Source organism: Pseudomonas sp. GXZC, assembly GCF_026967615.1.
Taxonomy (GTDB): Bacteria; Pseudomonadota; Gammaproteobacteria; order Pseudomonadales; family Pseudomonadaceae; genus Aquipseudomonas; species Aquipseudomonas azotoformans_A.
Map to the genome: position 1 here is coordinate 985,938 of NZ_CP114115.1, position 24,622 is coordinate 1,010,559.

23 protein-coding genes and 4 tRNA genes are annotated in these 24,622 nt (G+C 57.9%); 17 read left to right on the plus strand and 10 right to left on the minus strand.

What is annotated here, in order from left to right; translation table 11 throughout:
- The first annotated feature begins 4 nt into the window (after positions 1-4).
- The 4 genes from ileS (at position 5) to ispH (ending at position 4,922) form a co-directional block, all read left to right on the plus strand.
- Positions 5-2,836: an isoleucine--tRNA ligase gene (gene ileS / locus OZ428_RS04575; RefSeq protein WP_269132818.1), complete on the plus strand. Its 2,832-nt coding sequence runs from the start codon at positions 5-7 to the stop codon at positions 2,834-2,836.
- Complete coding sequence (gene lspA, locus OZ428_RS04580; protein WP_016976310.1) at positions 2,829-3,338, plus strand: signal peptidase II; 510 nt, start codon at positions 2,829-2,831, stop codon at positions 3,336-3,338. Before ileS ends, lspA begins: the two co-directional genes overlap by 8 nt.
- Positions 3,339-3,345: 7 nt before the next feature.
- Entirely contained in the window at positions 3,346-3,783 is a 438-nt protein-coding gene (fkpB, locus tag OZ428_RS04585; RefSeq protein ID WP_173390393.1) for an FKBP-type peptidyl-prolyl cis-trans isomerase, read from the plus strand.
- A 191-nt stretch (positions 3,784-3,974) separates the two neighbouring features.
- Entirely contained in the window at positions 3,975-4,922 is a 948-nt protein-coding gene (gene ispH, locus OZ428_RS04590) for a 4-hydroxy-3-methylbut-2-enyl diphosphate reductase (protein WP_025856583.1), read from the plus strand.
- Here the strand turns inward: ispH and OZ428_RS04595 are convergent.
- Positions 4,885-5,457, minus strand: a complete 573-nt coding sequence (locus OZ428_RS04595) for a GspH/FimT family pseudopilin (RefSeq protein WP_269132819.1) — start codon at positions 5,455-5,457, stop codon at positions 4,885-4,887. The two genes, ispH and OZ428_RS04595, sit on opposite strands and share 38 nt — an antisense overlap.
- Positions 5,458-5,649: 192 nt before the next feature.
- On the opposite strand from OZ428_RS04595, the gene pilV reads away from it, so the two are divergent.
- The 5 genes from pilV (at position 5,650) to thiO (ending at position 8,962) form a co-directional block, all read left to right on the plus strand.
- The gene (pilV, locus tag OZ428_RS04600; protein ID WP_269132820.1) at positions 5,650-6,135 is read left to right on the plus strand and encodes a type IV pilus modification protein PilV; all 486 of its coding nucleotides are present in this window, start codon (positions 5,650-5,652) and stop codon (positions 6,133-6,135) included.
- Positions 6,132-6,839 (plus strand): PilW family protein, encoded by a 708-nt coding sequence (locus OZ428_RS04605; RefSeq protein WP_133074791.1) that lies wholly within the window; start codon positions 6,132-6,134, stop codon positions 6,837-6,839. The genes pilV and OZ428_RS04605 overlap by 4 nt, the downstream gene beginning before the upstream one ends.
- Before the next feature lie 7 nt (positions 6,840-6,846).
- The gene (locus OZ428_RS04610) at positions 6,847-7,377 is read left to right on the plus strand and encodes a pilus assembly PilX family protein (protein WP_269132821.1); all 531 of its coding nucleotides are present in this window, start codon (positions 6,847-6,849) and stop codon (positions 7,375-7,377) included.
- Positions 7,378-7,388: 11 nt separating this feature from the next.
- On the plus strand, positions 7,389-7,790 hold the full coding sequence (locus OZ428_RS04615) for a type IV pilin protein (protein WP_133074789.1): 402 nt from the start codon (positions 7,389-7,391) through the stop codon (positions 7,788-7,790).
- A 62-nt stretch (positions 7,791-7,852) separates the two neighbouring features.
- On the plus strand, positions 7,853-8,962 hold the full coding sequence (gene thiO / locus OZ428_RS04620) for a glycine oxidase ThiO (protein WP_038846856.1): 1,110 nt from the start codon (positions 7,853-7,855) through the stop codon (positions 8,960-8,962).
- On the opposite strand, the gene OZ428_RS04625 is transcribed toward thiO, so the two are convergent.
- Both OZ428_RS04625 and OZ428_RS04630 read right to left on the minus strand, forming a co-directional pair.
- Complete coding sequence (locus tag OZ428_RS04625) at positions 8,949-9,182, minus strand: PP0621 family protein (protein WP_033896999.1); 234 nt, start codon at positions 9,180-9,182, stop codon at positions 8,949-8,951. The genes thiO and OZ428_RS04625 overlap by 14 nt on opposite strands.
- Positions 9,183-9,307: 125 nt before the next feature.
- A complete protein-coding gene (locus tag OZ428_RS04630) occupies positions 9,308-10,333 on the minus strand; it encodes an outer membrane protein assembly factor BamD (RefSeq protein WP_061435280.1) in 1,026 nt (341 codons plus the stop codon).
- Positions 10,334-10,482: 149 nt separating this feature from the next.
- Here OZ428_RS04630 and rluD point away from each other — a divergent pair, with 149 nt between their 5' ends.
- The 7 genes from rluD to OZ428_RS04665 all read left to right on the plus strand — a co-directional run bounded on the left by rluD (position 10,483) and on the right by OZ428_RS04665 (position 15,671).
- Positions 10,483-11,445 carry a 23S rRNA pseudouridine(1911/1915/1917) synthase RluD gene (gene rluD, locus OZ428_RS04635; RefSeq protein ID WP_016976299.1) on the plus strand — a complete coding sequence of 321 codons (963 nt, stop codon included), beginning with the start codon at positions 10,483-10,485 and terminating at the stop codon, positions 11,443-11,445.
- A complete protein-coding gene (gene pgeF, locus OZ428_RS04640; protein WP_269132822.1) occupies positions 11,442-12,167 on the plus strand; it encodes a peptidoglycan editing factor PgeF in 726 nt (241 codons plus the stop codon). Before rluD ends, pgeF begins: the two co-directional genes overlap by 4 nt.
- Before the next feature lie 131 nt (positions 12,168-12,298).
- Positions 12,299-14,863, plus strand: coding sequence for an ATP-dependent chaperone ClpB (gene clpB / locus OZ428_RS04645; protein ID WP_033897004.1), 2,565 nt, complete (start codon positions 12,299-12,301; stop codon positions 14,861-14,863).
- Between the two features lie 299 nt (positions 14,864-15,162).
- A tRNA-Asn gene (locus tag OZ428_RS04650) sits at positions 15,163-15,238 on the plus strand.
- Positions 15,239-15,248: 10 nt separating this feature from the next.
- Positions 15,249-15,325: transfer RNA gene (locus OZ428_RS04655), tRNA-Pro, on the plus strand.
- 5 nt (positions 15,326-15,330) lie between these two features.
- Positions 15,331-15,406, plus strand: a tRNA-Lys gene (locus OZ428_RS04660).
- A gap of 188 nt (positions 15,407-15,594) precedes the next feature.
- Positions 15,595-15,671, plus strand: a tRNA-Pro gene (locus tag OZ428_RS04665).
- Between the two features lie 173 nt (positions 15,672-15,844).
- On the opposite strand, the gene OZ428_RS04670 is transcribed toward OZ428_RS04665, so the two are convergent.
- Positions 15,845-17,173 carry a site-specific integrase gene (locus OZ428_RS04670; protein WP_269134156.1) on the minus strand — a complete coding sequence of 443 codons (1,329 nt, stop codon included), beginning with the start codon at positions 17,171-17,173 and terminating at the stop codon, positions 15,845-15,847.
- Positions 17,173-19,059: a MobH family relaxase gene (mobH, locus tag OZ428_RS04675; protein WP_133074786.1), complete on the minus strand. Its 1,887-nt coding sequence runs from the start codon at positions 19,057-19,059 to the stop codon at positions 17,173-17,175. The genes OZ428_RS04670 and mobH overlap by 1 nt, the downstream gene beginning before the upstream one ends.
- A 406-nt stretch (positions 19,060-19,465) precedes the next feature.
- On the opposite strand from mobH, the gene OZ428_RS04680 reads away from it, so the two are divergent.
- Positions 19,466-19,813, plus strand: a complete 348-nt coding sequence (locus OZ428_RS04680) for a hypothetical protein (RefSeq protein ID WP_133074785.1) — start codon at positions 19,466-19,468, stop codon at positions 19,811-19,813.
- A 48-nt stretch (positions 19,814-19,861) separates the two neighbouring features.
- Here OZ428_RS04680 and OZ428_RS04685 read toward each other — a convergent pair whose 3' ends face one another.
- From OZ428_RS04685 to OZ428_RS04705, 5 genes are all read right to left on the minus strand, one after another.
- Entirely contained in the window at positions 19,862-21,397 is a 1,536-nt protein-coding gene (locus OZ428_RS04685; protein WP_133074784.1) for a conjugal transfer protein TraG N-terminal domain-containing protein, read from the minus strand.
- The gene (locus OZ428_RS04690; RefSeq protein WP_269132823.1) at positions 21,394-21,642 is read right to left on the minus strand and encodes a hypothetical protein; all 249 of its coding nucleotides are present in this window, start codon (positions 21,640-21,642) and stop codon (positions 21,394-21,396) included. Before OZ428_RS04690 ends, OZ428_RS04685 begins: the two co-directional genes overlap by 4 nt.
- Before the next feature lie 142 nt (positions 21,643-21,784).
- A complete protein-coding gene (locus OZ428_RS04695) occupies positions 21,785-23,146 on the minus strand; it encodes an integrating conjugative element protein (protein ID WP_133074782.1) in 1,362 nt (453 codons plus the stop codon).
- A gap of 22 nt (positions 23,147-23,168) precedes the next feature.
- Entirely contained in the window at positions 23,169-24,110 is a 942-nt protein-coding gene (locus OZ428_RS04700; RefSeq protein WP_133074781.1) for a TIGR03756 family integrating conjugative element protein, read from the minus strand.
- Positions 24,107-24,535 carry a TIGR03757 family integrating conjugative element protein gene (locus OZ428_RS04705; RefSeq protein ID WP_133074780.1) on the minus strand — a complete coding sequence of 143 codons (429 nt, stop codon included), beginning with the start codon at positions 24,533-24,535 and terminating at the stop codon, positions 24,107-24,109. The genes OZ428_RS04700 and OZ428_RS04705 overlap by 4 nt, the downstream gene beginning before the upstream one ends.
- Between the last annotated feature and the right edge of the window lie 87 nt (positions 24,536-24,622).

Sequence of the window (24,622 nt, forward strand, 5' to 3'; positions counted from 1 at the left end):
TTAAATGACCGACTATAAAGCCACGCTAAACCTTCCGGACACCGCCTTCCCAATGAAGGCCGGCCTGCCACAGCGCGAACCGCAGATCCTGCAGCGCTGGGACAGTATTGGCCTGTACGGAAAGTTGCGCGAAATTGGCAAGGATCGTCCGAAATTCGTCCTGCACGACGGCCCTCCTTATGCCAATGGCACGATTCACATCGGTCATGCGCTGAACAAGATTCTCAAGGACATGATCCTGCGCTCGAAAACCCTGTCGGGCTTCGACGCGCCGTACGTGCCGGGTTGGGACTGCCACGGCCTGCCGATCGAACACAAAGTCGAAGTGACCTACGGCAAGAACCTGGGCGCGGATAAAACCCGCGAACTGTGCCGTGCCTACGCCACTGAGCAGATCGAAGGGCAGAAGTCCGAGTTCATCCGCCTGGGCGTGCTGGGCGAGTGGGACAACCCCTACAAGACCATGAACTTCAAGAACGAGGCCGGGGAAATCCGTGCCTTGGCCGAGATCGTCAAGGGCGGTTTCGTGTTCAAGGGCCTCAAGCCTGTGAACTGGTGCTTCGACTGCGGTTCGGCCCTGGCTGAAGCGGAAGTCGAGTACGAAGACAAGAAGTCCTCGACCATCGACGTGGCCTTCCCGATCGCCGACGACGCCAAGCTGGCCGAGGCCTTTGGCCTCTCTTCCCTGGCCAAGCCGGCCGCCATCGTGATCTGGACCACCACCCCGTGGACCATCCCGGCCAACCAGGCGCTGAACGTGCACCCGGAGTTCACCTATGCCCTGGTGGACGTCGGTGATCGCCTGCTGGTGCTGGCCGAGGAAATGGTCGAGGCCTGCCTGGCGCGCTACGAGCTGCAAGGTTCGGTCATCGCGACCACCACCGGCAGCGCGCTGGAGCTGATCAACTTCCGCCACCCGTTCTATGACCGCCTGTCGCCGGTGTACCTGGCTGACTACGTTGAGCTGGGTTCGGGCACCGGTATCGTTCACTGCTCGCCTGCCTATGGCGTAGACGACTTTGTGATCTGCAAGAAGTACGGCCTGGTCAACGACGACATCATCAACCCGGTGCAAAGCAACGGCGTGTACGTGCCGTCGCTGGAGTTCTTCGGCGGTCAGTTCATCTTCAAGGCCGATCAGCCGATCATCGAAAAGCTGCGTGAAGTCGGTGCGCTTATGCAAACCGCCACCATCCAGCACAGCTACATGCACTGCTGGCGCCACAAGACCCCGCTGATCTACCGCGCCACCGCACAGTGGTTTATCGGCATGGACAAAGAGCCTACCAGCGGCGACACCCTGCGTGTGCGCTCGCTCAAAGCCATCGAGGACACCAAGTTCGTCCCGGCCTGGGGCCAGGCGCGCCTGCACTCGATGATCGCCAACCGTCCGGACTGGTGCATCTCCCGTCAGCGTAACTGGGGCGTGCCGATCCCGTTCTTCCTGAACAAGGAAAGCGGCGAGCTGCACCCACGTACTGTCGAACTGATGGAAGAAGTGGCCCAGCGCGTTGAACAGGAAGGCATCGAAGCCTGGTTCAAGCTGGACGCCGCCGAACTGCTGGGCGATGAAGCGCCGCAGTACGACAAGATCAGCGACACCCTCGACGTGTGGTTTGACTCGGGTACTACCCACTGGCACGTGCTGCGTGGTTCGCACCCGATGGGTCACGAGACCGGCCCGCGTGCCGACCTGTACCTGGAAGGCTCCGACCAACACCGTGGCTGGTTCCACTCGTCGTTGCTGACCGGTTGCGCCATCGACAACCACGCGCCGTACCGCGAATTGCTGACCCACGGCTTCACCGTCGACGAGACGGGCCGCAAGATGTCCAAGTCGCTGAAGAACGTGATCGAGCCGAAAAAGATCAACGACACCCTGGGCGCCGACATCATGCGCCTGTGGGTTGCGTCGACCGACTATTCGGGCGAAATCGCCGTATCGGACCAGATCCTGGCCCGCAGCGCCGATGCCTACCGCCGCATCCGTAATACCGCACGCTTCCTGCTGTCGAACCTGACCGGTTTCAACCCGGCCACCGACATCCTGCCGGCCGAGGACATGCTTGCCCTCGACCGTTGGGCCGTGGACCGTACCTTGTTGCTGCAACGCGAGTTGCAGGAAAACTACGGCGAATACCGCTTCTGGAACGTGTACTCGAAGATTCACAACTTCTGCGTGCAGGAGCTGGGTGGTTTCTACCTCGACATCATCAAGGACCGCCAGTACACCACCGGCGCCAACAGCAAGGCGCGCCGCTCGGCGCAGACCGCGCTGTATCACATCTCCGAAGCGCTGGTGCGCTGGATCGCGCCGATCCTGGCCTTCACCGCCGACGAACTGTGGGAATACCTGCCGGGCGAGCGTAACGAGTCCGTGATGCTCAACACCTGGTACGAAGGCCTGACCGAATTGCCGGCCGACTTCGAACTGGGCCGCGAGTACTGGGAAGGCGTGATGGCCGTGAAGGTTGCGGTGAACAAGGAGCTGGAAGTGCAGCGTGCGGCCAAGGCCGTCGGTGGCAACCTGCAAGCCGAAGTCACCCTGTTCGCCGAGGACGGCTTGACCGCCGACCTGGCCAAGCTGAGCAACGAACTGCGCTTCGTGCTGATCACCTCTACCGCGAGCCTGGCGCCATTCGCCCAGGCCCCGGCGGACGCGGTCGCCACCGAAGTGCCGGGCCTCAAGCTCAAAGTGGTCAAATCGGCCTTCCCTAAGTGCGCCCGTTGCTGGCACTGCCGTGAAGACGTCGGCGTGAACCCTGAGCATCCGGAAATCTGTGGTCGCTGCGTCGACAACATCTCGGGTGCTGGTGAGGTTCGCCACTATGCCTGATGCCAGCCGTTTCGGACGTCTGGGCTGGCTCGTACTGAGTCTGCTGGTCCTGGTCATCGACCAGGTCAGCAAGGCTCATTTCGAAGGCTCCCTGCAGATGTTCCAGCAGATCGTGGTGATCCCGGATTACTTCAGCTGGACCCTGGCCTACAACACCGGCGCCGCTTTCAGCTTTTTGGCTGATGGCGGTGGCTGGCAGCGCTGGCTGTTCGCCCTGATCGCCGTGGTGGTCAGTGCGGTGCTGGTGGTGTGGCTCAAGCGTCTTGGTCGCGATGACACCTGGCTGGCTGTCGCCTTGGCCCTGGTGTTGGGCGGCGCGCTGGGCAACCTGTACGACCGCATCGCCCTTGGCCATGTGATCGACTTTATCCTGGTGCATTGGCAGAACCGCTGGTACTTCCCGGCGTTCAACTTTGCCGACAGCGCCATCACCGTCGGTGCAATCATGCTGGCGTTGGACATGTTCAAAAGCAAGAAAACCGGAGAGACCGTCAATGACTGATCAGGTATTGGCTGAGCAACGCATCGGCCAGAACACGGAAGTCACTTTGCATTTCGCACTGCGCCTGGAGAATGGCGACACGGTCGACAGCACGTTCGACAAAGCCCCGGCCACCTTCAAGGTCGGCGATGGCAACCTGCTGCCGGGTTTCGAAGCGGCCCTGTTCGGCTTCAAGGCCGGCGACAAGCGCACCCTGCAGATCCTGCCGGAAAACGCCTTTGGCCAGCCCAACCCGCAAAACGTGCAGATCATCCCGCGTTCGCAGTTCCAGGACATGGACCTGTCGGAAGGCCTGTTGGTGATCTTCAATGATGCGGCGAATACCGAACTGCCCGGCGTGGTGAAAACCTTCGATGACGCGCAAGTGACCATCGACTTCAACCACCCGTTGGCCGGTAAAACCTTGACCTTTGATGTTGAAATCATCGACGTTAAAGCGATCTAACAGAAGATTCCGGCCATTGTGGGACGGGGCTTGTTGTGGCGAGGGAGCTTGCTCCCGCTGGAGTGCGTAGCGCTCCCAAACTGATCATAGAGATATGTCTGGACTGTTTTGGGGCTGCTGTGCAGCCCAGCGGGAGTAAGCTCCCTCGCCACAAGAAGCTCGCTCCTACAGGGCAAGACACGAGGCACAGCATGCAAATCAAACTCGCCAACCCCCGTGGCTTCTGCGCCGGCGTGGACCGGGCGATCGAAATCGTCAACCGCGCCCTGGAAGTCTTCGGGCCGCCGATTTACGTGCGCCATGAAGTCGTCCACAACAAATTCGTGGTCGAAGACTTGCGCGCGCGTGGCGCCATCTTTGTCGAAGAGCTGGACCAGGTGCCGGACGACGTCATTGTCATCTTCAGCGCCCACGGTGTTTCCCAGGCTGTGCGTACCGAAGCGGCAGGCCGTGGCCTCAAAGTCTTTGATGCCACCTGCCCGCTGGTGACCAAGGTGCATATCGAAGTCGCGCGCTATAGCCGTGACGGTCGAGAGTGCATCCTGATCGGTCATGCCGGCCACCCGGAAGTCGAAGGCACCATGGGCCAGTACGACGCCAGCAATGGCGGGGCGATTTACCTGGTGGAGGACGAAAAAGACGTCGCCAACCTGCAGGTACACAACCCCGAGCGCCTGGCATTCGTGACCCAGACCACCTTGTCGATGGACGACACCAGCCGCGTGATCGACGCGCTGCGCAGCCGCTTCCCGGCCATTGGTGGGCCACGCAAGGATGACATCTGCTATGCCACTCAAAACCGACAGGACGCGGTCAAGCAACTGGCCGATGAATGCGATGTGGTTTTGGTTGTCGGCAGCCCTAACAGCTCAAACTCCAACCGCTTGCGTGAGTTGGCGGAACGTATGGCAACTCCGGCGTACCTGATCGACGGCGCCGAAGACATGCAGCGCAGCTGGTTCGATGGCGTCGAGCGTATCGGTATCACGGCGGGCGCTTCGGCCCCGGAAGTGCTGGTGCGCGGCGTTATCCAGCAACTGCATGCCTGGGGTGCCACCGGTGCCGACGAACTGGCTGGACGCGAAGAGAACATCACCTTCTCTATGCCCAAGGAACTGCGGGTTCGCTCGCTGCTCTGAGTGCCTGTGTGCCGGAGTCACTCCGGCACAACGCCTGCTCGGCACGCTCGCTGCGCAGGCTTATGCGTCCGCTGGGCGCCAGTACGACCTGATACAGGCTCTGCGCCTGGTCCGGGGTGCAAACATGCACGGTGCCCGCGCGAAAACCTCCCCCTGAAAACACCGGTTCGCCCAAGCCGCTGAAGCGCACCTGGCTCTTGACCGGCCCATTGCCGACTATTGGCACACGACCGTTATCCTGATGCTCCTGCAGCACGGGGTTGTCGTCATCCAGGTAGCCACGTCCGCTCACATCCACAATGACCCGCCAGCCCTGGCTCCAGTCGTCTTCCCGTGCATGAATGACCACCGGCTGGTTACGGGCGATGGCTTCAGAGCGCGCGTAACGCAGGCCAGCGGTCAAGGACTGTGCCGCGCTGTGTCGCTGCTGTGATTCCAGCAATCCCTTGAAATTCGGGGTTGCCAGGCTGGCCAGGATGCCGCTCACGATCAGCCCGAGCAGCAGTTCAATCAGGGTGAAACCTTGTTGGCGCATGTATCGTCCCTCCTTGGATTCAGGTGCAATCCTAGGTATAGCGCCCCGTGCGTTACGCCGAATGATGGCCTTCATGTCCAAAGTATTTCCCTTTGTTCCGGGAGCAGCGCGAGCGAAAAACCGGCGCTAGTCTTGGGCCGCACAGCAGATTTCTTCTGCTTTTTTCGGACCTCGACACGGATGACGACGGTAATGCTTGCCTGCCCCAACAGCGGTTTTCCTCAGGATTTTTCTCGACACCAAATCGGCATGACGCTGATCGAGGTGCTGGTTGCCGTGCTGGTTCTCGCCATTGGCCTGCTGGGCGCGGCGGTGATCCAGCTCAATGCGCTCAAGTACACAGACAGTTCCCGAATGACCAGCCAGGCCAGTTTCATTGCCTACGACATGCTTGACCGAATCCGCGCCAATTCCGCTGTCGACTACTCCTGGGGCCGGGCCGAACGTGCGCCGGCCAGCAGTGCGTCTGCCAGCGTGCGCGACCTGGACTTGCATGACTTCGAGGCCAATATCCTCGGCTTTGCCGGGGCGACTGCCAAAGGCTCTGTGTCTGTCAGTGCGGGTGAGGTGACGGTCAGCATCAGTTGGGACGATAGCCGGGGCACAAACAGGCCGGGGGCTCGGGAAACATTCACCCTGACCAGTCGCGTCAGCGATGAATCGAGGGGGGCGCAATGAGGCGTCGTGCTGGGGGATTCAGCCTGGTGGAATTGCTGCTGGCGTTGGCCACGGGCTTGGTATTGGTGTTGGGGGGGACTCAGGTGCTGATCGGTTCCAGAGCCACCCACGCCAGCCAGCAGGCGGCCATGTTGCTGCAGGATGACGCACGGTTCGTGCTGGGCAAGATAACCCAGGATATTCGCCAGGCGGGCATGTTTGGCTGTTTGGGCACGGCGTTTATCGACAATGTCCCGTCGGCCTTTGATCAGCCTGTCAGTTGGAGCGTTGGGGCGGGGGCAAAGTCGCTGACGCTAGTCACGGCAGATGTTGGTAACGAGAATGGCAAGGCTGACTGGACCGTATTGTCCGACTGCACGGGCACCGCCCAGGCCTACGCAGATAGTTCTCCTGCGCCTGCCCCCGGACAAATCCGCTTTGCGCTGCGCCAGATCACCTACACCTTCGAAGCCGGTCAATTGAAAGTCAGCACGCCTGCAGCCCCCGCCAAGGCCGTATTGGTGGATAACGTGCAGGCTTTCGATATCAGCTTTGGCGTGGCTGCCAAGCCCTCGTCGACGGAGGTGGCGCGTTACGACGCGAGCCCGGCGGACCTGGGCTTGATACGCAGCGTGCGCATCCTGATGACGTTGCAAGATCCCGCCGGACGCGTGAAGGATCAAACCTACAGCGTCGTGGCGGCGCTGCGAAACCGTCTGGGGTAGCGCCGCCATGAAGCTTAAAGAACCTATTCGCCTGCGGCAGGCCGGCATGGTGCTGCTGATCAGCCTGGTGTTGTTGCTGCTGTTGTCGCTGATCGGTCTGTCATCCATGCAAGGCGCGGTCACCCAGCAAAAGATCACCGCTAGCCTCTGGCACCGCAATCAGTCACTGCAAAGCGCCGAGAGCGGCTTGCGACGCGGAGAGTCGAGCGTGCAGCGGTCATTTGCGACACTGCTGCCGTGCCGGTCGATTGTCACCTGTGCACCGCCGGCCGCCGCCTATTCGGTAGTTGGGGCTGGGCTGGACCCTGTCTCGGGTGTCACTTGGGTAGCGCTGAGCGGAGGTCTGTACGGCATTCAATCCCTGGGACCTGCGGTGGGGCTGGCGCATGTACCACCACAAACCGTGGCCGACGTATATCGAGTGACGGCCGTCGGATTAAGCGGCCAATTGCGCACGGTGCTGGAGAGCGTCTATGCGCGGGTAGAAGAGGAGGGCGGCTCGCGTTTTCAGCGGGTGGCCTGGCGGCAACTTCAATAAGGAGCGTTGAAATGGGCATGGACAGCCAGGGCTTTACCCTGATCGAGTTAATGATCGCCGTGGTGATCATTGCAGTGCTGGCCGGGATTGCTTACCCCGGCTACACCAGCCATATGAAAAAGGTCTATCGCGCGGAAATCGTCGCGTTATTGACTGACCAGGCTCAGCACCTGGAGCGGTTTTATACGAGGAGGGGCACTTTTATTGATGCAGGCGGCGTCAGCGAGGGCAATGATCGCTATAGAATCACCGCTGCATTGAACCCTCAGGATTTCCAGTTGGTGGCTTCGCCTGGCGCCGGCTCGGTGATGACCGGCGACCTTTGCGGCGACTTCAGCCTGACCAGCGCAGGCGCGCGGACCAATCCGGGCGCCGCTCCGGACATGTCGCGCAAGCTGTGCTGGGGGCAATGATGAGGATGCTGGACGACTGGGCGCCAGGTGCGCGTATTCCTATTTATCGGCTGGATCAAATGATGGCAGAGCAACAGCAGGTAGTGATTGTCGGTGGCGGGGTCATCGGCTTGTTGACGGCGTTCAACCTGGCGACCCAAGGGCAAGCCGTGGTGCTGCTGGAGCGCGCGGGGTTGGGGCAGGAGTCCTCCTGGGCGGGCGGCGGTATTGTCTCGCCGCTGTATCCGTGGCGCTACAGCCCGGCTGTCACTGCACTCGCGCATTGGTCCCAGGACTTTTATCCACAGCTGGCGCAGCGCCTGTTCGCCCAGACGGGGGTTGATCCGGAGGTGCATACCACCGGCCTGTACTGGCTGGACCTGGACGACGAAGCCGAAGCCCTGGCCTGGGCTGCGCGGGAAGGTCGCCCCTTGAGCAAGGTGGATGTCTCGGCTGCCCATGATGCCGTTCCGGTGCTGGGCGGCGGGTACTCCAGCGCGGTCTACATGGCTGACGTCGCCAATGTGCGCAACCCGCGCCTGGTCAAATCCCTCAAGGCGGCGCTGCTGGCGTTGCCCGGCGTGACCGTTCACGAACAATCTGAAGTGACTGGGTTTGTTCTGGATGCGGGCAATGTCGTGGGGGTGAACACCGCCAATGGGCCGATCTTCGGCGATCAGGTCGTACTGGCGGCTGGCGCCTGGAGTGGTGAACTGCTGGGTACGTTGGGCCTGTCGCTGCCGGTCGAGCCGGTCAAGGGCCAGATGATCCTGTACAAATGCGCCTCGGACTTCCTGTCGAGCATGGTCCTGGCCAAGGGCCGTTATGCGATCCCGCGGCGTGACGGGCACATCTTGATCGGCAGTACCCTGGAGCATGAAGGTTTCGACAAGACCCCCACCGAAACGGCGCTGCAAAGCCTCAAGGCATCCGCGGTGGAGTTGATTCCCGCCCTGGCAGGCGCCGAGGTGGTTGGGCACTGGGCCGGATTGCGCCCCGGTTCGCCGGAAGGCATTCCTTACATCGGCCCAGTGCCGGGCTTCAGCGGCTTGTGGCTCAACTGCGGGCATTACCGCAATGGCCTGGTGCTGGCGCCGGCGTCCTGCCAGTTGTTTACCGACCTGCTGCTGGCGCGTACGCCGATCATCGACCCCGCGCCTTATGCGCCAGAAGGTCGGATCAACGCTGGATAGACTTCGGTCCTTGCTCCAGATGCGCCTGGGTGCAATACCACTCCTGGCGCGAGCTCAAGGCACGATCCTGTGGCAGGTGCACGCCGCAGTGGGCGCAGCGCACCATCAGGGCTGCGTCAGGCTCACTGGCGCGATGCTGCTTGGCGGCCGGGCTTTTGAATTTGCGCCAGAACCATACTGCGGCGGCAATGACGGCAATCCAGAACAATAGACGAAGCATGATGGGCAGTTTCTCGACAAGGAATGCGCCAGTTTAGCCAAGGACGTGCCAGGCGCACAGCGCAATAAATATCACCCACAAAAAAGGAGCCTCGAAAGGCTCCTTCTTGATGACACCGGGTGCTATCAGTCAAACACACCGAAAGTCATGTAGCTGAACCACGAACGATCCTGGTTGTTGCCCAGGGCCTCAGGCTCTTCTTCTTTGATCACGTCGCCGTTCTCGTCATGCGGCTTGAGCTCCGAAGGAATAGCGTCCTTGGCGTCCTGGTACTGCTTGATCACGTCCTGGTTGGCGCGGGTTTCGCCCGGCGGCAGCGGTGGACGGGACTCGATCAGGCCCAGGGTGTACTTGCTCAGCCACGAACGGTTGTCGGCTTCAGCAACCTGAGGCACGAACTGGCCGTCTTTCAGGCTTGGGTGATCCGGGTAGTTGAGCTTCAGGGTTTCCAGGCTGGTGCTGGCCAACTCGTCCAGGTGCAGACGCTGGTAAGCCTCGGTCATCACGGCCAGGCCGTCACCCACGGAAGGGGTTTCCTGGAAGTTCTCTACGACATAACGACCACGGTTGGCGGCGGCTACATAAGCCTGACGGGTCAGGTAGTAGTGGGCCACGTGGATCTCGTAGGAAGCCAGCAGGTTGCGCAGGTAGATCATGCGCTGCTTGGCGTCTGGCGCGTAGCGGCTGTTGGGGTAGCGGCTGGTCAGCTGGGCGAACTCGTTGTAGGAGTCGCGGGCAGCGCCCGGGTCACGCTTGGTCATGTCCAGCGGCAGGAAGCGCGCCAGCAGGCCGACGTCCTGGTCGAACGAGGTCAGGCCCTTCATGTAGTAGGCGTAGTCAACGTTCGGGTGCTGCGGATGCAGGCGGATGAAACGCTCGGCGGCGGACTTGGCAGCTTCCGGCTCGGCGTTCTTGTAGTTGGCGTAGATCAGCTCGAGCTGGGCCTGGTCGGCGTAGCGCCCGAACGGATAGCGCGACTCCAGTGCCTTCAGCTTCGCTGTGGCGCTGGTGAAGCTATTATTGTCCAAGTCTTTCTGAGCCAGTTGGTACAACTCGACTTCGCTCAGGTTTTCGTCGACGACTTCCTTTGTTGACGAGCAAGCAGCAGTCATGGCGAGGATGGCGATCAGCAGCAGGTGTTTCACTTGCATGGCGGCTTGCGTCCCTATGACGGCCGCTGTCTTGGGCGGGGCCGTCCTGTTATGATGAGCGCCCCGTTGAAAGCCTCGGGGCAAAAGACGCCGTATTTAACCACAAGCGCGCAGCCGAAACCAAAGGCTGTGCCACGCCTAGTCTGAGCATGTCCGATAAAATTGAACTTCGCGCAGAGGTGCCGTCCGAATTGGGCGGCCAACGCCTCGATCAAGTCGCCGCACAATTATTCGCTGAGCACTCGCGCTCGCGCCTTTCCGCCTGGATCAAAGACGGCCGCCTGACTGTGGATGGAGCGGTTATCCGCCCGCGAGACATAGTCCATGGCGGTGCGATTCTTGAGCTGACTGCCGAGCAGGAAGCCCAGGGAGAATGGGTCGCCCAGGACATCGAGCTGGATATCGTCTATGAAGACGACGACATCCTGGTCATCAACAAACCCGCAGGCCTGGTGGTTCACCCTGCAGCCGGGCACGCTGATGGCACCTTGCTCAATGCCCTGCTGCACCACGTGCCGGACATCATCAATGTCCCGCGCTGCGGCATCGTGCACCGTCTGGACAAGGACACCACCGGCTTGATGGTGGTGGCCAAGACCATTCAGGCGCAGACGCAGTTGGTCACACAATTGCAAAGCCGCAGCGTCAGCCGGATCTACGAGTGCATCGTGATCGGCGTGGTGGTGGCGGGTGGCAAGATCAACGCTCCCATCGGTCGCCACGGCCAGCAGCGCCAACGTATGGCGGTGATGGAAGGCGGCAAGCAGGCCGTCAGCCACTACCGGGTGCTGGAGCGTTTCCGTTCCCACACCCACGTGCGGGTCAAGCTGGAAACCGGTCGTACGCACCAGATTCGCGTGCACATGGCGCACATCAACTTCCCGTTGGTCGGAGATCCGGCCTACGGCGGTCGTTTCCGTATTCCGCCTGCGGCCAGCCAGACCATGGTTGAATCGTTGAAAACCTTCCCGCGCCAGGCACTGCATGCGCGCTTCCTGGAACTGGACCATCCGACGAGCGGTAAGCGGATGAGCTGGGAATCGCCTCTGCCGGACGATCTGGTCTGGTTGTTGTCGCTGCTCAAGCAGGATCGCGAGGCGTTTATCGGATGAGTGACTGGCTGATTCCTGACTGGCCTGCGCCGGCTCAGGTGAAAGCCTGCGTCACCACCCGTGCGGGCGGCGTCAGCCTGACGCCGTTCGACAGCCTAAACCTGGGCGATCATGTCGAGGACAGCCTGGAGGCTGTCCTTGAGAATCGCCGTCGTTTAAGTGATGCCTTTGATATCCAGCCGGCCTGGCTGCGTCAGGTTCATGGTGTGACCGTGGTCGAAGCTGACCCAGGCCGCACCGCTGAAGCCGATGGCAGTTGGACCAGCACCCCTGGCATCGCTTGCACCTCAATGACTGCCGATTGCCTGCCCGCACTGTTCTGCAACCGTGCTGGCACTCGCGTCGCCGCAGCCCATGCTGGTTGGCGTGGCCTGGCGGCGGGCGTGTTGGAAGCAGCATTCGAAAGCCTGGATGTCGAACCCGGTGAAGTGCTGGTCTGGCTCGGCCCGGCGATTGGTCCGCAAGCCTTTGAAGTCGGCCCGGAAGTGCGTGAAGCCTTCATGCAGCAACAGCCGATCACTGCCGAAGCCTTTGTGCCTAGCCGCAATCCCGGCAAGTTCATGGCCGACATCTATCAGCTGGCCCGTTTGCGCCTGGCTGCACGCGGTGTCACTGCTGTTTATGGTGGCGGATTCTGCACCGTGACCGACCCGCGCTTCTTTTCTTACCGCCGTAGCCCACGCACCGGTCGGTTTGCCTCCCTTATCTGGCTGGAACGCTAGACTCCTCTGATCTGCGTCAACTGTCCGAAGCTTGAAACTCCCAGAATCCACCCCATCTATAAGGGTATCTGGCAGGTTTCTTCATTCAGGAATGTTTTATAGCTCCGGCCTGCTCAAAAGGAAGGTGACTAATGCGTATAGATCGTTTAACCAGCAAATTGCAGTTGGCGTTATCTGACTCTCAATCCCTGGCGGTGGGCCTCGACCACCCAGCCATCGAGCCTGCACACTTGATGCAGGCGCTCCTGGAACAGCAAGGTGGTTCTATCAAGCCCTTGCTGATGCAGGTGGGCTTCGACGTCAACAGCCTGCGCAAGGAGTTGAGCAAAGAGCTCGACCAACTGCCGAAAATCCAAAACCCGACTGGCGACGTGAATATGTCCCAGGACTTGGCGCGCCTGCTTAACCAGGCAGACCGTCTGGCCCAGCAGAAGGGTGACCAGTTCATCTCCAGCGAACTGGTGCTGCTCGCCGCCATGGACGAGAACAGCAAGCTCGGCAAGTTGCTGCTGGGCCAGGGCGTGAGCAAGAAAGCCCTGGAAAACGCCATCAACAACCTGCGCGGCGGCGACGCGGTGAACGACCCCAACCATGAGGAGTCGCGCCAAGCCCTGGATAAATACACCGTCGACCTGACCAAGCGCGCCGAAGAAGGCAAGCTTGACCCGGTGATCGGCCGTGACGATGAAATCCGTCGCACCATCCAGGTCCTGCAACGTCGCACCAAGAACAACCCGGTGCTGATCGGTGAGCCTGGCGTGGGTAAAACCGCGATCGCCGAGGGCCTGGCCCAGCGCATCATCAATGGTGAAGTGCCGGACGGCCTCAAAGGCAAGCGCCTGCTGTCCCTGGACATGGGGTCGCTGATTGCCGGTGCCAAGTTCCGTGGCGAGTTCGAAGAGCGCCTGAAATCCCTGCTCAATGAACTGTCGAAGCAGGAAGGGCAGATCATTCTGTTTATCGACGAACTGCACACCATGGTCGGCGCCGGTAAAGGCGAAGGCTCCATGGATGCGGGCAACATGCTCAAGCCGGCCTTGGCGCGGGGCGAGTTGCACTGCGTCGGTGCCACGACGCTCAACGAATATCGCCAGTACATTGAAAAGGACGCGGCCCTTGAGCGTCGCTTCCAGAAAGTACTGGTGGAAGAACCGAGCGAAGAGGACACCATCGCGATCCTGCGTGGCCTGAAAGAGCGTTATGAGGTCCACCATAAGGTGGCGATCACCGACGGCGCGATCATTGCGGCGGCCAAATTGAGCCATCGCTATATCACTGACCGTCAGTTGCCCGACAAGGCCATCGACCTGATAGACGAAGCGGCCAGCCGCATCCGCATGGAGATCGATTCCAAGCCGGAAGTGCTCGATCGCTTGGATCGGCGCCTGATTCAACTGAAAGTTGAATCCCAGGCCCTGAAGAAGGAAGAAGACGACGCGGCGAAGAAACGCCTGGAAAAACTTCAGGAAGAAATCGTCCGTCTGGAACGTGAGTATTCGGACCTGGAAGAAATCTGGACTTCGGAAAAAGCCGAAGTGCAAGGTTCTGCGCAGATCCAGCAAAAGATCGAGCAGTCCCGCCAGGAGCTGGAAGCCGCGCGCCGTAAAGGTGACCTGAACCGCATGGCCGAGTTGCAGTACGGGGTGATCCCGGACCTGGAGCGCAGCCTGCAGATGGTCGACCAGCACGGCAAGCCTGAGAACCAGTTGCTGCGCAGCAAGGTGACCGAGGAAGAAATCGCCGAAGTCGTCTCGAAGTGGACCGGCATTCCCGTGTCGAAAATGCTCGAAGGCGAGCGCGACAAGCTGCTGAAGATGGAAAGCCTGTTGCACCAGCGCGTGATCGGCCAGGAAGAGGCTGTGGTGGCGGTGTCCAACGCGGTACGGCGTTCGCGGGCCGGGTTGTCCGACCCGAACCGTCCGAGCGGCTCGTTCATGTTCCTCGGCCCGACCGGCGTGGGTAAGACCGAGCTGTGCAAGGCCTTGGCCGAGTTCCTCTTTGATACTGAAGAGGCCATGGTGCGGATCGATATGTCCGAATTCATGGAGAAACACTCGGTGGCTCGCTTGATCGGCGCACCACCAGGCTATGTGGGCTACGAAGAGGGCGGTTACCTGACCGAAGCCGTGCGGCGTAAGCCTTACTCGGTGATCTTGCTGGATGAGGTCGAGAAGGCGCACCCGGATGTGTTCAACATCCTGCTGCAAGTGCTGGAAGATGGCCGTCTGACGGACAGCCACGGGCGTACCGTGGACTTCCGCAACACGGTGATCGTGATGACCTCCAACCTGGGCTCGGCACAGATCCAGGAGTTGGTGGGTGATCGTGAAGGCCAGCGCGCTGCGGTGATGGATGCGCTGACCAGTCACTTCCGTCCGGAGTTCATCAACCGGGTCGACGAAGTGGTGATCTTCGAGCCTCTGGCACGGGATCAGATCGCGGGCATCACTGAGATCCAGTTGGGCCGCCTGCGTAGCCGCCTGGCAGAGCGCGAGCTGGACCTGGTATTGAGCAGCGAGGCGTTGGACAAGCTGATCGCAGTCGGTTACGACCCGGTGTATGGCGCACGGCCTTTGAAGCGTGCGATTCAGCGCTGGATCGAGAACCCGCTGGCCCAGCTGATCCTGTCCGGCAGCTTCATGCCTGGCACCAGCGTCGAGGCGACTGTGGAAAACGACGAAATCGTCTTCCACTGATCCCAGTCTGTTGGGTAATAAGAGAAGGCCCCGCATTGCGGGGCCTTTTTTTCGATAGGGCGTTGAACTGTAAGGCAAAGGCTTGTAAAGTGCGCCCCGCAGCAACGTCAGCCCACGGGTTTCTTCTCCCCAAGAAGAAATCAGAAACAAGCGCAAATCATTGTCTTAAAAGCAATTTAAAGGGTTGACAGGGGTTTTTAAGATTGTAGAATAGCGCGCCTCAGAGACATGAACGTAGCGATACGGACAAGTCGAAGAGAAGGTAGTCAGCAACAACGTAGTACTTTGAAATATGTAGTTCCGTGATAGCTCAGTCGGTAGAGCAAATGACTGTTAATCATTGGGTCCCAGGTTCGAGTCCTGGTCACGGAGCCAATTTCAATATCGGGGTATAGCGCAGTCCGGTAGCGCGCCTGCTTTGGGAGCAGGATGTCGGGAGTTCGAATCCCCCTACCCCGACCATATTTGGGTCGTTAGCTCAGTTGGTAGAGCAGTTGGCTTTTAACCAATTGGTCGTAGGTTCGAATCCCACACGACCCACCATTTTTGAGACCAGTTAGCGCTGGAATCAAATCTTAGGATCAGAGTTTGCAGCTCTGATCGAGGCGGTTTTACGGTCTTGGAAAGTGTTGCAGCACTTAGATATTGCCGTAGACATGCAGCCGTCTGAGGCGAACAGTAGTTTCGGTTCGTCATGATGTCAATGTGCATCGTTTTTTCGGTGCGCATTCCGGGGTATAGCGCAGTCCGGTAGCGCGCCTGCTTTGGGAGCAGGATGTCGGGAGTTCGAATCCCCCTACCCCGACCATATTCAGTGAAAAAAGGCGCCTTTATGGCGCCTTTTTTTTGTTTGTGAATCAGATAGATACATCGGGTCTGCTTATCCAGGTCGGTCTCCTCAGAAAATTTATTACCAGGCACGCGAAAGCCTCCGCTTAACCAGAGCTCGCTGTTGCCGGATGCTTTGACTTAGGCGTCTATCTACGGAGATGCTCGGGAGAACGATGTGATTCCCATCGATCGCTCAGTTGAGGTGCTTTTCCTGAATCTGCCGACGCCAAGGCCGCTAGCCATTAGCGTTAACATTAGATTCTGATCTAATTGATCTGTCTGTCCATCCGTGGCTGATGTCACAGAGTCGCGATGTAGTTGCGCAGATGCAAATTCGAGAGCTCTCTGCAGTATGCTCGCACCTGTTGATCTGCTAGGCCTATCACTATTGAACTCTGCGATAGGCCGGTGTTGTGGCGGCTGCAACTTCTTAGGTTTCGGATGGGCGCTTTCTGGCGATGGCAGTCTAGTTTGAGCGGGTGGTAACGTAGTGGTTGAAGTCGGAGTTGTGCCGCTTGGGTCAACTCGTCTAACACGGCTTAAAGCACCCTGAGCCAGGCTTCTCTCGTGCAGAACCGTACGCATGTGGCCATAGTCGACTTCGATGTAATTCATCGTCGTTGCAATATTTGAGTGGTTCAGCAGACTCTTCGTGAGATGGATATTTCTCTCTGGTTGTTTCATCAAGTCTGTTGCGAGGGTGTGCCTAAAGCGGTGAGGAGTCATCCGCACCCGCACTTTATCGGTGAGCTTGCGGTACATCGACTCGACCTGGTCGATGTTCATTTCCTTGCCCTGATAGTGCCGGGAGAATCGGTTGACGTTAAATAGCTGATCGTTAGGTGAAAAACCTATCTTCTCTGCTTCTCCTAGTACTCTGCAAAGGTGCGGCGCGAGCCCCTCCATGATGGGGAGAAAAAACTCTCGGTGGGTTTTTTCTGTTTCGCCGCGCACTAGGATCATTTGACTGTCCCAGTCAATATCCTTGTAGCGTAGGCATAGCAAGGCATTCAATCGAATACCGGTGTAATAAAACATCTCGAAAACTGCGAGCCAGAACCAGGCAGGAGTTATTGGGCTACGCTCTTGAGTGCAGCGCTCTTGCCCAACAAGAGATGTGAGCCAGTTACGTGCTTGTTGTATGGCTTCTCCATTGATTGTCTTGCTGGCTCGCTTTGGTGGAATTACGCTGGTTTTTCTGAATGGATTGATCGTGGTGTGGGTCGTCAGGCCGTGCTCTATGGCATAGCCCCAAACAGTACGAAGATGATTCGAGTAGGTGTTCCAGCTTCGTTTGGATAATCCATTCTCAAGAATCTTCTTTCTCCATTTTAGTACTGCACGATGATCAATCTCCTCAATCGGGGTTGTTCGAAAATGCTTAATTAGTGCTTTGGTCGATGCACGATAGATCTTCGCACTAGCATCGCGAAGATCGTGGGCAAATATATACTCCTCTGTTAACTTCAAAGGCGTGATCATTCCGGCGATTCCAATAATTCCGATTTCAGAGACAGGCTGACGTTGTCAAAGGGAGCCTCAGAGAAAATCGTGAGCGGGTCTACAAGTAAGTACCCCTTGAGCTGCTTAGTTTTTCGAGGTCCAACAACGTCGCATGTCCAAATATTAAGGTGTTTCGCAGTTTTTTTATGAAGCTTCAGCTTCTCGAAACTCCGCTGAACCATCTGCCAAGCATTCATCTGCTGTGCTTTAGCCTGCTGTTCAATGTGAGGAAACTCCAGAACATAGCGTTTGAATATTCCAGGCGTTACCAACATAGCGGTCCCCGCCACCGTATGAACTTGTGCTTTAGCGTCATTTATGATGATGCTGCGGGATGCGATGCCATTTTTGAGCCATTCAACAAATTCCCTACCAAACTCAGTGTTATTCCTAGGCATCGGAGCTACTTCTTTAGCAATTGCGAGAGTCGCATTCCCTTCATTCGAGCTGAGTGAAGCCTGAGTATCATCCAATTGAAGGAGGGGGGTGAGTGCCGCTGAAGCTTGGTTGTTTTTGTTATTTTCTAGTGGCTCATTGATATTACCAAGGAGGGCCAGTAGCTCGTCAAATTCAGCCGGGTTGCTCGAAGGAGGCTGCGAGACTTCTAAAGGGGGGGCTACTGGCGGTGCCAAAGCGGTTGGTATCGCGCTAGATTCAATGTCTGAAGGCAATAATCCCGCTGGTGTTGTCATGTTATTTTTCGCCGGAGAGTTTTCTACCGGATCGCCCGCTTCAACTTCTAAAGTGCCTGTATAGGCTGGGGGCCGGTCGTTTGGGTCATTCCAAATCAGCGCAGGGGATAGCTTGAGCAGGGTGAAGGTGTTTCGCCAACCGCGGCCGTTGTCGATCGTAGCCCTCCAAACTGCCTTGTCCTGGGCATTGGTCTGGATAACCCCCTGATCCTGCAGCATGTTGAAGAACGGCGCATTGGAGCTGGGGACACCCTCGACGCCTTGGGTTAGCAAATAGGCGCGTAGTTGATCGGCGATAGGTTTGCTGACCAGCCACAAGGCATCTTGCGTCAGCCAACCATCTGCAGGTCCATCAGGCTTATTCAGCTTGAATGTGTCACGTACCAGATAACGCAAACCGTCCGCCAATTGCCGCTGCAAGGACTGTTTTGGCGCGGACAGTGCGCGGGCAGGATTGCCGCCGAGCTCCTGCGCTACGGACGCCTGGTCGGCCTTGACTACGATCTCGCCCAGAATGCCGGCGTGTTCGTACTGCCCGGCCAATATGAAGATCAATTGCGACCACACTTCACGGAAGTCACTGAGCCAGTCCAAAATCTGCGGGGTGAGGATCTGGGCGTAAATCAGTGCGGCAGCGGCGCCATGTAGCTGGTAGTTGCGTCCTTTCACGTAGCGAAAGCGGTAAGGGCGGTTAATCGGGCCATGCCACGGGTGCCAGGTTTTACCTCCCTCCAGTTCGATGTGCACGTCGACGGCAATCTTGCCGAGGTCGTGTATCAGAGCTCCATAAGCCGCTGCGGCAGTCCATGCTTCGGCCTGAGCGGATTGAGATTCCGGTGGCGCGCCTATGGGGAGCAGGTACGTCTGTCGAATCTTCAGGGCGTAGGCGACGATCTCAAGCCCGTGATCCAGCATGCCGCCAGGGTGTGCATGGTGGTGGTTCTGAGAAGCAGGGAGTTGCTGGACCAACTCCGCGTAGCGCTCAAGTGGAAGCCGATAGAGTTCTGCAAATTGTGAGCGGGATAACGATGCTCGCTGCCAGATATTCTCCAGCAGTTTTTGACGACGTGGCGATGCCAGCAGTGTTTGGCTGGAGGCCGGCTGCAAGAAGCCGTTTGGAGAGGGGCCTTGGGCGGGTAGCGCTTTTTTGCGACGGAAAATAGACAACATCGCTTGCTCCAGAATTGACTTATGGGGCGGGCTTTTCGCCTATCCGAGGTGCGCTCTACAAGGTAAAAGTAACATTAGTGGTCGCAGGTATTTCTTTGGCTACTTGCCACCTTTTGCCGTTTCGGTGATGAATGGTCTCCAGGAGTGACGTATTCGTGCCATGCAGCCTTTTGCTTTTCCCCGCTGACGGCGGCCCTTTCGGGTAGGGCTTTTACCCTTGTGAACCATTCCATTCGCTCTTGCAGACCCTTTTTACCTTTTGGGCCATTTTCTGCGTTGAAAAGCTGGTCGTATGAGCGGGGAGCAGAGGCGGTTGTGCATCAGAAAGGCTTGCGGCAGAGAAAAATCAGGATTATAAATAATGTCAAAGCGCCTCTAGTTGTTGAGGCATTCGAGGATGAGCATCATGACCACACACGCCACTCAGGGAGTCGCAAGCCGCTTGGGCTATGCCTTGGGTGTTATCGTGCGCGCCGTTTGGTTCAGCCAGAACCGCACACTGCGTTGGGTCAAGCGTCTGGCCCTGATCGCAGTGGCCGTGTTTTTTTCAGCTGGTTTATTCCACTGGGTTGCAAGTTTGTTTATGGCTGTTCTAACCGCCGGGCTCGTTTTGGTTGTGTTGGTTAAAGGAGATTCTTCTTCCTTGAAGATGAGCCAAGATGAAATACCTGGGCAGGATGACGGCTTTCGATATGGCCTGTATGGCTATGGTCAGTACTTGAATGGTGTTCGTACTGACGCAGAAGAGGAATGATCAAGGATCAAGACAATTTGTAGTTTTCTTAATCATTCCGAATTCTTCTCAGTTTTTTGTTCCAGCCACACCAACAACCGCTTGCTTAGCCAGGCCTCCCCCCTGAGCCCCAGCTTTTTGAACTCCGTCAGTGCCGGTTTGCAATCCGCCTAGAACTGAACCCGCTTTTATGCCCGCCCAACTGAGTGCTCCTACCCAAAATACTGGGAGGATGATGAACATCGCCCCCATCACGAAGTTCAAGATCGCGTCTTGAGTTGTGGCGTTTAACCCCATTACTGGATCAAATGATAAATGCGGTGAGCCCGAACCATACAAGGCATCCAAGATCGTGGTGTCGATCCACCTGGCCAGTTGAAACCAGAAGTCGACGAAAATCAGTGCAAAAAACACAACCGTTAATGTCATGGCAACCTGCAGTTGATAGGCGCCGACAATCAGTACCAGCGGTATGCAAATCACCATGGCCATCTTCAAGAATGCCATCACCATCGGTAACGCCTGACGAACCATGTCCATAGCTGGGAAATAGGCCATTGACCCTAATGCAACGCCTAGGGTCCCAGCAGCCCGGGCGGCGCCGTTCCAAACGGTTCCGTTGATTTGCCCGCCGTAGTCCGAATACACGTCTCCTTTCACTTGATTAGACGGTGAGACCAGTTGCCGAACAAGCGAGTCGGTTACGTCTTCTGGTGACAACCACTTGGCCCAGCCGAGCATCCTGGTCATCAGGTCTGGCGACACTTGAGCCTTGATACGATCTTGCAGCCCCACTCCGCTATCGGACCACCATTGCTTGCAGGTTGGGTATCCGCCGCCGCCGCTCACTTGCGGTAAGGCCACATCGCGTGTTGAGTTGTACGGCCAAGAGGCTCTTGGTGTCTTAGAGTAGTCGGTGTCGTAGTAACCCGAGGTGTTAAGCAAGAAGTGCGAGCCGATCCAACTTAGATCCTCCAAGAACTTTGGATCATCGGCTTTCGCGCCAAGATCAGGTTGACGCATGAAGAGTCGTGCGCGGGAGGGGCCATAGCAGTCATGGGTAAAGTCACCGATTTCCTGAGCCAGTAATGGGTTATTGATTTTGGTGTTGTTCACATCCATACGAACTTGCCGCAAATCGGTTCCGCAAGGAATTGCTGCTACAGCACCGTTTGTTAACCCCTTCGATAGGGCATGCATAAAGGCCCACCACATGGGCATTTGTGCGCTCTTACCTGCCAGTGTACTGAATGATGTGTTCCAGCCTGTATCGGATGGTTTAGGTAAGTTGTATTGACACTGCTGAGATCTGCTTTGATCAAATGCCAGGGTATCAAAGCTCACATTGACGGCTGGTACAGCGAAGAATGCGACGACGATGTAACCCACATAAATCTGGGTCTCGATCCGGGCCAGTGAAAGTACCCCTTTGTTGCCCTCATCAGCCCCTTCACCCCGCACCTTCAGCCATTCTCGAATAACGATGATGCTGAAGGGCAGGGCGAACAAGCCGGTGTCAGAAATCATGTCCCAGATGCCGTTGTTGATGATCCAACCCACCAGCGTGAGGTAGTACTCAAGATAGTCATTGGTGTAGAGCGTCATTGGAAGCCTCCACTGGGGAGAAACGCTTTGCTCAGTTCGATCATGACAAACAGCAGCACAATCAAGACCTCCAACCTCCTGAGCTCCCTTCGGGCTTCAGCCCGTTTAGATTGGGATAATCGCGCTTTGAGCTTGAGCCAGCTCGCGAAAAGGAAGGCATAGACCACCAGGCGCCAAGTGGCGAGGGTCCAGTAATGGTCGGTACGCCAGGCTTGCCATTGCTCAGCACTGTCGAACACGCTCATCAAAACGGCACTGAGTAGTACCATGAGAGCGGTAGCTGAGAGCAACGTGCCTAGAACCAACATAATGCACCGCACGACTCGTCGAGTCTGTGAACGGCCGGGTATGGCGACAGGATCCTGAGAATCTTTCATGGCCTATTTCTCACTGATTGTTCTTCGCGGGTGACTGCAACTGGTTCAGGCGATCCGTTTCAGGGGCCCCCGGAGACACACCACGTGAGTCTTCTGCTCGCGCTTTACCGCGCTCGATGATGGTGAGAGGCGAGTTCTTAGCGAGCTGCTGACGCATATCCAGCTCCATCTTTAGATTGCCTATTTCCTGCTGCAGCGAGGAGCTCTGCTGACCGACTGCCTGAACGGCGAGATCATTAGCCGCGACGTTCGGCTCGCGACTGCCCGCCATCAGCGTGCGCTGCAGGGTCAAGGCTTTCTCCAAGACATCAGAAAGCGCGACTTCGGAGGCAAGCCTGCGAGCAAGCACGTCCTGATCACGCTCGTCCTTGAGCGCCGCCACTACCCCTCGGGTAATGGGCAGGGAGTTACTGCTTGCCGCTTCCAGGTTGTCTACCGACAAGGTTTTGCTTCCGCTCAGCAGCTCCTGCAGAGCCTTCAGCTTGGTGTCGTACGTTTCCTGAATCAGCGGCGTGAGACCGACGCCTGCGGCTGTAACCGTTTTAGGGCAACTGTCACAGGTCTGCTGTTGCTGTTCCCCCAGCACTCGAGTGGCGAAGGCCGTGGCCTCTTGTGGTGATGACCAAACGTTGCACACCATGCCATTGTTGCAGTTGTCTTTGCTGATCGAGGATGTGTCGCCGGCGGCACGCTTGTTCAGCAGGTTGTAGCCCGCCTTGGTGACGTCCCCCACGATCCGAATAGGCTTTTGGCCGGAACCTCCAGCTCTATCCCCCCCAACCCAAGTGACGCCATCGTTGCCACCTTTCTTTTCGACTTGCTCCACAGCAGATACCGCGTCCGTGGTGGATGTCAGCGCCTGGCTCATGGCCTGACCCTCAGCGAGCTTGCCCCAACCCATTTGGTTGCCGGCGATATCGGCCATTTTTTCTCCAATGGCGCGGCAAGTACCTTTGGAACGGTCAAAGTCCAATCGAGCCTGCAAGATGCCGTTGGTGATGAGGTTGTACAGCGCAGGGTTTGCACGTTGAAGAATTAACGCCGGCAGAGAAGCAACGGCGCTGGTGGCGTTCTGTACCACGGAACTCATGATGTTCTGGAATCCAGAAGTGGCTCCATTCAACTGATTCTGCAGGGTGTTGCTCATACTCATATTTCCGCAGACCAGATTGTTGTTCCAACCGCCGCCAACGGAGATGCTGTCCATGTTACCGGCGCTACCCATTGTTACGGCGTTACCCCCGCCGATGTTGTACAGCACGTCATCTCCAATGACGCTTCCAGAAGAGGAGACGTTGATTGGATCAGCAGAAAAGGCTAACGCACTGCTGAAGCAGCAAATCAGTCCGATCGCCAAGGTGGTGAGTTTCATGTTGTGCTCCGATAACTGAAATTCATTGGAAGTCCGTACTGCCGAGGAAGGTTTGGCCACGACGCTGGCAGCACGAATACGGGCGCCAGAGCGCCCAGGCGTAACCACCATCCTGCGCATCGATGTTCGGGCCGATGGTGGGAAAGGTTGCGCAAGTCGGGTTGAGGACTGGGGTAAGCTCTTGCCACTTGCCAGTGGAGGCGTCACCTTCGCGTAGCGGCCCTGCAGGCCAGTAGCCGGGGTAGGGAAGGGCGAGCATCGGCAAGTAGACATGTACCTGGCCTGGGCGGGTGACCACGTCGCCGGCACGCTGCGCAATCACTGCGCCGGTCTTGTAATCATCGGTCTGGTTGAGAAAACCGCTGCGTGGATAAACATTCCCCCAGCTATTTGCTGTGAGCAGACTGCCGACTTCACGCATCCCTGGAATTAGTGCCTCTGGATATACGGACTCGGGTACACCGTACCGCCAGGCAATGGGGTCAAGGGTACTAAGGAGGTAGGGCACAAGCGGTAATGTTGCACCCTTGCAAACGTAGCCCGAGGCGCTTGCGAACTGACTCAACGTCGCGCCTCCGGGATGGCCAATGACATCGGCTTCTTTGAACTTGATGATGTTGTTTTCTGCGACGTGGTTGGTGGTGCCGTCATTGCCTGCCTGAGCCATCGCGTTCGGTGTGCCAAGGGATGACATTTCTATCCAAGGATTAGCCCCCGTATTTGAGTATGCGGACACCACCGCGTCTGGCACGTAGTGACGCACCTTGGTCGAGGTTTTGACTTTGCAGCCGAAAGGCGTACAGAGCAGCCAATAGCAAATGCCGACCACCTTGTACTCCAGGCACGTTGGCGACAGGGTCGATGCAATGATCGCTGCCGAGTTGATTGCGGCTGATGCGCTGAAGGACAAACTGAAAGTGATAGCCAGCGACAATGGTCTGATCCGGAAGCGTGAGTGCCTCATCGCGACAGGCTCCTTGCTCGATCAATCAGAGTTACGGCCTTGGCCACGTCCGGCTCGCCATAGACGACGTAGCGACGATCAACGACCACGGCTGGGAGCTTTTCAATCCCTAGACTCCAAGCGTCAGTGACCCCTTGTTGCGCCTGGGCCAGGTCGCGCTGCAGAAGTTGGCCTGTAGGGCTGGCCAGGTACTGTTGGATCTTTGCTTCAGCCTGGCGCGGATCGGCAGGCAGTACCCGGGATAGTTGCTCTTCAAGACGTTGCTGATCATCCAAAAGAATGATGCGAGTGCCGGAGGGCGCCGCTACCGGATGCGCCTGATTGGTAATGACCCACGTCTCTGCGTGGGAAGCAGTTGGCAAGAGCAGTAGCAGCGGGAGCAGCCAGCGCCGAGTTTCGCTAAGGTGGGTAAGGATCTGGAGCATGGCACCGTACCTGATATGAGTTCAGGTACAGAAAACCGGATGGTGGTCTTGCATGCATTAAGAAATAGGAGTTAGGGGGGGAGAGGT